The organism is Kroppenstedtia guangzhouensis (assembly GCF_014637345.1).
GTDB lineage: Bacteria > Bacillota > Bacilli > Thermoactinomycetales > DSM-45169 > Kroppenstedtia > Kroppenstedtia guangzhouensis.
The window spans coordinates 1-9,921 of record NZ_BMEX01000032.1; the positions used below are offsets into that span (position 1 = coordinate 1).

Consider the following 9,921-nt stretch of genomic DNA (forward strand, 5'->3'; position numbering starts at 1 on the left):
CTTTAACCAAATTCGGGCTTACATCCGATGGCGCAACAAAAATAAACGTCATGAGGCGATCTTACGAGAACAAAAGAAGATCAAGGTGGCCTGACAGGGCACTAGGTGTAGCGGTTTCTGAAGAAAATTCTGTGCGATTATCATGGAATGATGTAGGTGATAACTATAAAATATACTTGATCAATGATGAAAAAGGTGACAAGTTTGTCTGGTCAGATAGTAAGAAAACGTTTACGGTTCAAAATTTAAAATCTGATCAACCCTACATATATAGAGTGGAAGCGTATGTTGGGAAAAAAAGATCAATGAAATAATGATATCGAATTTTATCCGCAAACTGGTGAAACAATAGGTTGGATGTAAATGCCAACGAGCCGTATTTTTAAATCTGAATAAAATAGGGAAATTGGAGAAGTTTATTCCCGTTTTGAAGGATTAAAAATACAGGACAGGATACTAGCTATATTGAGGGGGATCCTTGCTCATTTAGATAGCTTTTTTATTCCTTGATCAATAGCCCAAAAGTATATTGAAAAAAACATAGCGGGGTGGATATTTGGTTTTGTTAAAGAGTAAAAATTACCTGATAACACCAAGATAATAACGGGAAATATAAACCCTGATATTCCGTGGTATATAAACGATAACCATGCATTTTCTTTAGAAAGCTTGTCAGATAACAATGACATTGGTATTCCGTAGATGAATATAAAGAATGTAGAGAAAAAAATAGCCAAAAGGAGAAGATAATCAAAGTTAGATGACTTGAAATAAAAGAATATAAATGTAAATAACGAAAGGACCGTGGCTGTTACGAGTTTTCTTACGAACAATTCGGAGTCCCCCCGATTGATCAAAGTTTTTAAACTGGATCCGTTGATTTGCGAAGGTCGTAAACGTGATGGTTAGTTACCGCATGGAGAACATGCATCACTTCATCTCCATACTTTATGCAGACTTTATCGTCCTCAGCTTCATTTTCCAGATGCACTAATAAAGTGCTTTTTCTCTTATTTTATTTTACTAAATCCGTTTATAAGCGTGCAAAACTAGAAGCGTTGTGAAATACGGATTCAGTCCATCAGTGAGCCCTTGATTAATGAAAATGATGGAGAAATGCCGGATAGGTGGAAGGGGCGTAGAGTCTCTGAAAGGAATGATGGCATGACCGCCTCCCCCGCCGGGCTGTGGCGGTGGAGGAAATGGCCATCCGCTTGAGGTTTTGCGTGATGGCCGTTAAGAGAACCTGACTTTGGACACGCCAAAGACCCCGTCCCCGGGCCCTTCGCAATCCGTGCCATTCTTTGGCTTCTGCAAATAAATGCTCCACCCGCTTCCGTAGGTCGCGAACCTGACGGGCCGCTTGCTGACGGTTGAGCTGACGGACATAGTTTTGAGCCCGGATCCAACGAACTTTTTGGACCCGATCCCGCTTTTGAGTTAAACGAAAAGTTCGGCGCTTCCATGTCGGAATCGGTTCCACCTTCTCGCTCAACAGAGGAATGTACGGATCGAAACCCAGATCAATAATATCAGCTAAAAACTTTTATCCGAATAGCCGCCATCGGCTACCAGCTCCCGACGGGATTTTGAGGACAACAGACGTCCCTGGACCTGCTCCAACAAACGGCGTCCCGCCTCGGTTTCCGCCTTCCCCGTTGCCAGAGTGGCTTCAGCTGCCAGGATGACTCCGGATGGAGTATCTGCCACATAATGGGCCAGAAAGCTAAGCTTGGTTTCCATTCCTGATCCTTTACGGAAGAGACGGGCATCTGGGTCGGTGCGAGAACGATGGGTCCGGTTGGAAAACTTCTCGCCATGAAAATCTTCATCGCCAGCCTGTCGGGGAGCAGGCGGGTTCGAGTCATCCTCATCATCGTCGGTTTCAGCGGTTTCGTCGGAGTCGGATTCCATTTCCATCGAGAGGACCTGTCCCGATCCTTTCCAGGCTTTTGACGGTAGCTCTGGCTTGAACGGTGGTTCCGTCCATGGTAAGGGTTTCGCCACGGACGACCCCCACTTCCACACATTGTTGCACCACACGGGCCAAAATTTCATCCAGAATTTCGGCCCGGGCCCAGCGTTCCCGAGTTTTGATCAGACTGGTTCGGTCCGGAACTGGATCGTTGAAATCCAGGCCACAAAACCATCGATACCCGGCATGCATTTGAATCTCCTGATGGAGTCGGTGATCGTTAAGGTCCATCAGGTAACCCAGTAACATCATACGAAAAGCGACTTCCGGGTCGATGGAGGGGCGTCCTCCTTTTTCGTAAATCCGGGCGACCAGAGGACGTACAAAGGAGAGATCCACCGCCTAGTGGATCCGACGGAGCAGATGCTTTTGGGGAATTAAGTCTTCCAAATTAACATATTGGAACATGGACGGTTGTTGACTTTGTTTTCCGAGCATCTGTATCTCCTCCGTCTCCGTTGTGAACTTCTATGCGTAAACTTCGACATGAACAGGCAAAAATCCCCTTAAAATGAATGACTTTTTCACAATTCTAGGGAAACATCTGATAATCCCAAATACGGTAAAGACCACCCCGATTCAGGGCGGTCTTATGGTAAAATAGACCATGGTAGTAGCCAAGGGCGGGCGGCCACGCATCCCTCGATCGAGAGGGGGGGAGGCCATGGAGCTTCTTAGCCTGATCGTCAAGACAGCTGGTGTGGTTGTTCAAGCATTGGCTGTGTATGTTGCGTATCAGGCGCTTAACAAGAACGTAACCCGCCCCTCGGCAAAGGTTCGCGGGTTACTTCTCCCGTAAAACTGTGGCAGCCTGTCTGCGGCAGCTACCCGGCGGCGGGGATAACCCTGCCGCCGTTACTATTTCTATCCACAGAATAGCACAGATATTCCTGATTCGTCCAGTCGGTGTCCGTTTGGAAAGCAGACATGCAGTATGGGCAAAGGGACAAAATTGACTTGTAATACTGATGATTTAAGCATGGCAGGAGGTATCGCCAATTCGGAGTTGGCGGCGGTCGTATCCAATGCTGGCGGGTTGGAGACACTGGGAGCCGAGGGGAAATACCCTTGAAAAACGAACCGGCTCCCTGTACCGCGGGGGAGCCGGTGTTTTGTTGTTACATAAAGTCCCGTACCAGCGGTTTCACCACATCGATGGGGATGGCGAAGCTGATGGCCTGGGAAGGATAGACGACGAGGGTGTTGACCCCGATGGCCTGGCCGAGGATATTGAGCAGGGGACCGCCGCTGTTTCCCGGATTGATGGCAGCATCGGTCTGAATCACATGGCCAAATCGTCGCTCCCGCAAGTTGAGTGGACGATCTTTCCCGCTGACCACTCCCAGAGTGACGGAATGATGAAGGCCGAGGGGATTGCCGACAGGAAGTGACTAGACCACTTTTGTTTTTGGATCTGGGAGTACTCATTTGCCGGGAGCTTTGTTAAAATATTACGTGAAGGGGGTCGGGTAAAGCCTCCAAATTCGGTTGGATGAAGTTTACCAAATCTGGAGAGGTGGAAGGACGGATCCTCTCCGCCAACGATCAGACACTATCCCTTGCGTAAACACTTTGTTTCGGTGCTTTGTCAGAGGGAGTTGTGTCCACTTTCTGATCATCAGCCCCCAATACAAGGGTTGGAAATCGAAAAAAACCAACCGGGCAAAGAGTAATCCTCGTCCGGTTTTTTGGCTCAGTTGAATCTTTGGACATGCTCCATTATCCGTTATAGGGGTAGACTTCGTATTTTACTTTGAGATCCAAACCATTACGGGGTTTTTCGAAACGAAAATAGTATTTTCCACTGGGGACATCCCAGGCTGCCATATCCGACCCATTAGTGTTGAGCGCTACTTTGTTGCCCATCTCAACATTTGAATCGGCCTCATATAGTGTTACCACAAAATAATCAAAGTCGGCTGTCCCTGCCAAATATGTTGCGTAGGAATCCAGTTGCAGGTTCCCTTTTTTCTCATCATGGGTAAATACAGGTGTGTCGACTGTCTTTGTAAACGTTACCGTTCCACTGTTCTGGCCATTTTGGCTGGGTCGTCGATCTTTTGCACAACTGGAGGCCGACCCACAGGATTTGCGATCTTTGATGACAGATTGATGAGAAGTATCCTTGCATTGCAGGTGTGGGGAGGTAGTGACTGATCCCCGCATAAGACAAAGCGGGCCTTCGGTGTCGGGCTACTTTGCCTTATGCGAAAAGGGGGGGGAGAAGAGTAAAATATTATTTTGATAATCTTTCTCTTGCTTGTTTGTATTGTTCTTCTAATTGAGCAATGTAATCTCTCGCATGTTGTACTTTTTTAATAGCTCCGATTCCTTGTCCGCAACCCCAAATGTCTTTCCATGCTTTTTTTCCAGCGTCTCCGCCGAAGTTCATTTTTGACGGATCACTTTCTGGTAAATTATCCGGATCCATCCCTGCGGCACGGATGGATGGTGCTAAATAGTTCCCGTGCACACCTGTGAAATAATTGCTATAGACGATATCATCCGAAGTTCCTTCAACGATAGCTTGTTTATATTCATCGACGGCTCTCGCTTCATGTGTGGCGATAAATGGTGAACCGACATAAGCAAAGTCTGCTCCCATCGCTTCCGCTGCTAAAATGCTACCTCCCGTAGCAATAGAGCCTGCCAGTGCGAGGGGTCCATCGAACCATTCACGAATTTCTTGAATGAGTGCAAACGGACTTTTTGGACCTGCATGTCCTCCTGCACCTGCCGCCACTGCGATTAAACCGTCCGCTCCTTTTTTAATCGCTTTTTTCGCAAACATGTTATTGATAACATCATGCAATACGACTCCACCATAACTTTGTGTCTCTTGGTAGACATCTTCCCTTGCACCGAGTGAAGTGATGATGATGGGCACTTTATATTTTTTACATAACTCCATATCTTCTTCAAGACGTGTATTCGACCGGTGGACGATTTGATTAATTGCAAAAGGTGCTGCTGGTTGATCTGGATTTTTCGCGTTATAACTCGCAAGCTCTTCTGTAATTTCTGCAAGCCATTCATCCAGTTGGGAAGACGGTCTTGCGTTAAGTGCAGGCATTGCACCTACGATACCTGCTTTACATTGTTCGATGACAAGCTTCGGATTACTAATGATAAACATCGGTGAACCAATCACTGGGATTCTCATACTTTTTTTCAATTCCATTAAGTTTATCATTTCAATTCACCCTTTTTAGTAGCGCTTTTAAATTGCGGGTATTTATCATTTCTTTTCATTTATCCATTGAGCTTAAATTCATTGACTACATGCTTTTCCTTGATCTCCAGAAATTTATAAAAAAAATCCAATACATCTTCATTAATAAAAGTTCTTTCCCATTATAAAACATCACCTGCTTTCACAATCACTCCCCCTTTTGGTATTCAATTATATTCTGATAATAACACACGAATGAATGGGTAGTCATTCATTTTTTCTTACAGAAGTCGATGGAAGCCCACGTTTTCATCAGGATAAATCTTAGTGAATCCTGGATTTAAACTCCTGCACTAACGGTAGAAATTGAAAAAGCTGAAGCCGTTCGTTTTTCTCAGACAGTATGCCAAACAGGAAAAGACCCCCCTGAATCGGGCGGTCTTATGGTAAAATAGACCATGGTAGTAGCCAAGGGCGGGTGGCCACAGACCCTCGATCGAGAGGGGGGTGAGGCCATGGAGCTTCTTAGCCTGATCGTCAAGACGGCTGGTGTGGTTGTACAAGCATTGGCTGTCTATGTTGCGTATCAGGCGCTAAATCAGAAGTAACCCGCCCCGAGGCAAAGGTGCGCGGGTTACTTCCCTACGTGCTGTGGCCGCCTGTCTGCGGTAGCTACCCGGCGGTGGGGTTTACCCTGCCGCCGTTACTATTTCTATCCACAGGATAGCACAGATATGCTTTTTTCGTCCAGTGACGCAAAAGCGACCAAAAAAAGATCGGAAAAACAGTGGAAAAAAGCAGAGGAAAAACGGAAATTATAAGGAGCGGTTTCATTATGAGGACATTCGGCTCACTGCCGGATGTTCTTTTTTTGTGGGTGGATAGGCACGGATGGGGTTATGTTCACATACCCTACATAGGGGACGTGGAAGGAGTGAGCATTGTGAGTCAGACAGGAGTGTTATCCGAGCACAGGTGTATAGAAGAATGGTGCAATCATTACCGAATTGAAGAGCGTTATGGCAGTGGAAATGCAAGGAGTTTGTTATATCAAGCAATAGCAGATCATGTAAACAGAGAAATGGGTCGAGAGGTATTGATTAAGAAGTACGGGCAAAGCAAAGGCGCTTGAGGAACTTGATGAAGTTCCTTTTTTTATGTAAGGGACTGGTATGTTGAGGTGAAGATACATGATTCACTGTGCCATATATGCCCGAGTCTCCACGGAAAAACAAGGGGATTCAGTGGAACATCAGGTTTCCCTGTTGACGGAGTTTGCCCGGGGAAGGGGATGGGAGGTGCGTGAGGATTCCATCTATGAGGATGAAGGATTATCAGCCACGAGCAAGGCTTTATGGGAGCGTCCTTCCATGTATCGGCTTCTGAAGGATGCAGAGGGCGGCCGATTTCAAGTGGTGCTTTTCAAGGGAATTTCCCGGCTGGCCCGGGATGAAGAAGAGGCGATCGGCACGGCCAACCGTCTGAAGTCCAAAGGGCTGCGGATCATCTCTCTGGAGGAGAATTATGATTCCCAGACCACACCGGATATGATTTTTACACTCCACGCTTCCATGGCTAAATATGAGGCGGAGAAGATCTCCGTCCGGGTCCGATTGGGCAACATTGAAAAAGCCAAGCGGGGGAGGTGGACATCTGGAAGCTGTCCCATCGGGTACAACATTCGGGACGGCCGGTTGGAACGGGATCCCGAGTATGCCCCCGTGGTGCGAAGGATCTTTGATATGTACTTGGGAGGAAAGGGGATTCTCACCATCATGAAAACGTTGAACCGGGAAGGGGTACGGACACCCCAAGGAGCCAAATGGGGAAATAACACCATCAGCCGGATGCTGAAAAACCAGGCTTATGCAGGCACGCTCATCTATAACAAGACGGGTGAAAGAGTGATTCGTGAGTATGATGATGAAACCGGCCGGGCCAAGAAAAGAAGAACCGCCGTTCCGAAAAAGAAAGAAGAATGGGTGGTTGTGGAGGGTGCTCATGATGGGATCGTTTCCAGGGAGGAATTTGACAAGGTCCAGCGGATCATCCAGAGTCGGGCAGTGCGCCGTAGCCCAAACAAGCAATATCCTCTTTCTGGAATAGCGAAATGTGCCAAGTGTGGCGGATCCCTTGTGGCCCATGTGAAAAAGAACAACTATGGTAAGCTCTATCGCTATTACCGATGCTTCACCTTTCAGTCACAGGGTAAAGCCGTTTGTGAAGGTGTGTCGATCGCCATGCACAAACTCAATGGGATCGTTCAATACAAACTCCAACAGCAACTTTCAGCTATTCGGAATGATGAAGACTTCTGGAAACATTACAAAGAAAATGATCTCCTCGCAACGACTCTTGACCGGCAGATGAAAAGCGTTGACAGTAAAATCAGGAGCCTGCAGAAAGATATTACTGATCTGTTTAACCAGCGAAGTTTATTTGATGAAGACACGTACCAAAAAATCTTGGAGAGTAAAAAAGCAGAAATTACGAAGTTGAAGGATCAAAAGAAGGAACTGGAGGAGACCAAGGCGCAGGCGATGGCGGGGGATGACAAGCTGAAAAGGATACGCGACAAGATGGATGAGTTTTTTCGGTTCAAAGACATGGAAAAAAATCCGGAGCAAGTCCGTGATCTGTTTGAAATGTTCTTGGATTGTGTGATTGTAGACAGGGATTCTATCGAAATCCATTATTCCGTGGATTTTAGCTCTTTTCTAAAGGTAGAACCCAAAAACTTTTCAGGAAATATGTGATGGGCTAGATAATTGTTCACGATCACATTGATGTTTGTTATCTGGCAACCCCGTGATTTCCCCGTCGGATGGTCAGCGGCTGGAGGTCCCTGTTAGCTCTTTGGAAATCGTACAAAGCAACCGCACTCAAGTTCAGTTGGGGGCGGTTTATTTTTGAAGGGCCATTGACGCCAGACAGTCTTTTTTGAAATCGGGAGTAAAAACTTCGGGATAGCTCGCTCATTAAGAAGTACGGGGCAGTCGTTCCATTTTCATTGTTTACGCTCGAGCTTAAACCGGTATTGTTCTGCTCGCTTAGGTGAATGTCGCAGATAAACCAATATATATGTTAGAGTAACATTATGAAGATAAAAAAACATAATCTTCAGAGTCATACGATAAAGGGGATATGAGGATAATGACTAACAAAGTGTTGATTCAAAACGGCTGTTTACTAACCCTTGATAAGACGATTGGAGAATTTAAGAAAGCGGATATTTTAATTGAAGGAACAAAAATAGCAGCTATTGAACCGGAACTCAAGGTTTCTGATTGTGAAGTCGTTGATGCATCCGATATGATTGTTATGCCCGGTTTTGTTGATACCCATCGTCACACTTGGGAATCTCTTGTTCGTAACGTGGGTGCAGATTGGTCCCTTCAGAAATACTTGAGCAGTATTTACTATGGGAATATTGGAGCTCAATTGCGCCCACAGGATGGCTATGTAGCCAATCTTCTTGGTGCATTGGAAGCACTGGATGCCGGAGTTACCACCCTATTGGATTGGTCCATGATTATTTCTCCCGATCACACGGATGAACTGATCCGGGCATTACAAGAATCTGGAATACGGGCAGTCTTTGCACATGGAACTTCTGGTGATGGGGAGTACTGGTCGAGAGAAAGCCAAATTAGACACCCCAAAGACAGCAGGCGGGTAAAAAAGCAGTATTTCTCATCAGACGATCAATTATTAACCATGGGGTTGGCCATACGGGGACCGGAATTCAGTTCATGGGAAACCGCAGTAGATGATATTAAGCTCGCTCGCGAACTCGATGTCATTTGTACCATGCACTTGGGTTTTGGAACATGGGGTTCGGTAGACCGATCCATTGAAAAATTGCATCAGGCTGGACTGCTGGGACCGGATCTTAATTTTGTCCATGCCAATACGTTAAGTGATGGGGAGTATAAACGAATCGCTGATTCAGGTGCATCGATTTCTGTTACTCCTGAAATAGAAATGATGATGGGGCATGGATATCCGGCAACAGGTCTGTTTCTTGAGAAAGGGGGTACACCAGCATTAGGAGTCGATGTTGTGGTTTCTACAGGTGGAGATATGTTTGCGCAAATGAAGTTCGCTTTACAAGCGGAACGTTCAAGGAATAATGAAATGACTTTATCCAACGGGAATATGCCAGAAGAGTTAAATATCACGGCACGAGAAGTGTTGGAGTTTTCAACTATCGGTGGTGCACGTACCCTGGGACTGGATCATAAGATCGGTACATTATCCCCAGGTAAAGAAGCAGACCTCATTATGATTCGAACCACCGATCTGAATATGTTTCCAGTCAATGATCCTGTAGGTGCTATTGTACAGTGTGCAAATATCAGTAATGTGGACTCGGTGTTTGTAGCTGGAAAGGCGGTTAAACGGAATGGTAGAATGTTGCATTTTGACATGGAACACTTGCGTAAACTGGCAAATGAGTCCCGTGATTATATCTTTTCTAAATATGGAGTACCTGAAGGATCACGACCTCTGTAACCCGGAAGACTTTTATTTCAAGGAATGCAATACCACTTTCGCGGTTATTCCGTGATTTTCGTCCCTTCCTTGAAGCCAACGGAAAGAGATTGTTTGAAGTTTGTGAAAGGAGTTGCCGCAGGGAGGGATGGGGTTCACATGGAGTGATTTTGGCAGTTAAGAACAACAAAAAGTCATGTGAAACCCAACCCCAATCGACCTGACAAGCACTAATTCACAACGCTTTTAGTGGTCTAGTCACTTCCTGTCGGATTGCCGA

General features: G+C 46.0%; 9 protein-coding genes and 1 pseudogene. 5 read left to right on the forward strand and 5 right to left on the reverse strand.

What is annotated here, in order from left to right:
* Positions 1 to 314, forward strand: a 314-nt coding sequence (locus IEV46_RS18255; protein WP_229736203.1) for a fibronectin type III domain-containing protein, incomplete at its 5' end; no start/stop codon positions are given.
* 782 nt (positions 315 to 1,096) lie between these two features.
* On the opposite strand, the gene IEV46_RS17145 is transcribed toward IEV46_RS18255, so the two are convergent.
* The 3 genes from IEV46_RS17145 to IEV46_RS17155 are packed head-to-tail and all read right to left on the reverse strand — an operon-like array spanning position 1,097 to position 2,314.
* Complete coding sequence (locus IEV46_RS17145; RefSeq protein ID WP_188433735.1) at positions 1,097 to 1,483, reverse strand: transposase; 387 nt, start codon at positions 1,481 to 1,483, stop codon at positions 1,097 to 1,099.
* 53 nt (positions 1,484 to 1,536) lie between these two features.
* On the reverse strand, positions 1,537 to 1,920 hold the full coding sequence (locus IEV46_RS17150; protein WP_188433736.1) for a hypothetical protein: 384 nt from the start codon (positions 1,918 to 1,920) through the stop codon (positions 1,537 to 1,539).
* Complete coding sequence (locus IEV46_RS17155) at positions 1,886 to 2,314, reverse strand: transposase (protein ID WP_188433737.1); 429 nt, start codon at positions 2,312 to 2,314, stop codon at positions 1,886 to 1,888. Before IEV46_RS17155 ends, IEV46_RS17150 begins: the two co-directional genes overlap by 35 nt.
* A 595-nt stretch (positions 2,315 to 2,909) precedes the next feature.
* On the opposite strand from IEV46_RS17155, the gene IEV46_RS17160 reads away from it, so the two are divergent.
* Positions 2,910 to 3,047, forward strand: a complete 138-nt coding sequence (locus IEV46_RS17160) for a hypothetical protein (RefSeq protein ID WP_188433738.1) — start codon at positions 2,910 to 2,912, stop codon at positions 3,045 to 3,047.
* A gap of 46 nt (positions 3,048 to 3,093) precedes the next feature.
* Here the strand turns inward: IEV46_RS17160 and IEV46_RS17165 are convergent.
* Together IEV46_RS17165 and IEV46_RS17170 are read right to left on the reverse strand one after the other, a co-directional pair.
* Positions 3,094 to 3,345: pseudogene (locus tag IEV46_RS17165) on the reverse strand (S1C family serine protease); the annotation flags it as partial.
* An 866-nt stretch (positions 3,346 to 4,211) separates the two neighbouring features.
* The gene (locus IEV46_RS17170; protein ID WP_188433740.1) at positions 4,212 to 5,168 is read right to left on the reverse strand and encodes an NAD(P)H-dependent flavin oxidoreductase; all 957 of its coding nucleotides are present in this window, start codon (positions 5,166 to 5,168) and stop codon (positions 4,212 to 4,214) included.
* A 1,169-nt stretch (positions 5,169 to 6,337) separates the two neighbouring features.
* Between IEV46_RS17170 and IEV46_RS17175 the strand changes: the two genes are divergently transcribed.
* The 3 genes from IEV46_RS17175 (at position 6,338) to IEV46_RS17185 (ending at position 9,662) form a co-directional block, all read left to right on the forward strand.
* On the forward strand, positions 6,338 to 7,903 hold the full coding sequence (locus tag IEV46_RS17175; protein ID WP_188433741.1) for a recombinase family protein: 1,566 nt from the start codon (positions 6,338 to 6,340) through the stop codon (positions 7,901 to 7,903).
* A 12-nt stretch (positions 7,904 to 7,915) separates the two neighbouring features.
* Positions 7,916 to 7,999 carry an ArsB/NhaD family transporter gene (locus tag IEV46_RS18525; protein WP_373284647.1) on the forward strand — a complete coding sequence of 28 codons (84 nt, stop codon included), beginning with the start codon at positions 7,916 to 7,918 and terminating at the stop codon, positions 7,997 to 7,999.
* Between the two features lie 301 nt (positions 8,000 to 8,300).
* The gene (locus IEV46_RS17185) at positions 8,301 to 9,662 is read left to right on the forward strand and encodes an amidohydrolase family protein (protein ID WP_188433742.1); all 1,362 of its coding nucleotides are present in this window, start codon (positions 8,301 to 8,303) and stop codon (positions 9,660 to 9,662) included.
* Positions 9,663 to 9,921: the final 259 nt, after the last annotated feature.

Coding starts and splice junctions, on each gene's coding strand:
- IEV46_RS17150 (WP_188433736.1), bottom strand. CDS start 1,920: ATGGAAATGGAATCCGACTCCGACGAAACCGCTGAAACCGACGATGAT.
- IEV46_RS17175 (WP_188433741.1), top strand. CDS start 6,338: ATGATTCACTGTGCCATATATGCCCGAGTCTCCACGGAAAAACAAGGG.
- IEV46_RS17160 (WP_188433738.1), top strand. CDS start 2,910: ATGGGCAAAGGGACAAAATTGACTTGTAATACTGATGATTTAAGCATG.
- IEV46_RS17170 (WP_188433740.1), bottom strand. CDS start 5,168: ATGATAAACTTAATGGAATTGAAAAAAAGTATGAGAATCCCAGTGATT.
- IEV46_RS17185 (WP_188433742.1), top strand. CDS start 8,301: ATGACTAACAAAGTGTTGATTCAAAACGGCTGTTTACTAACCCTTGAT.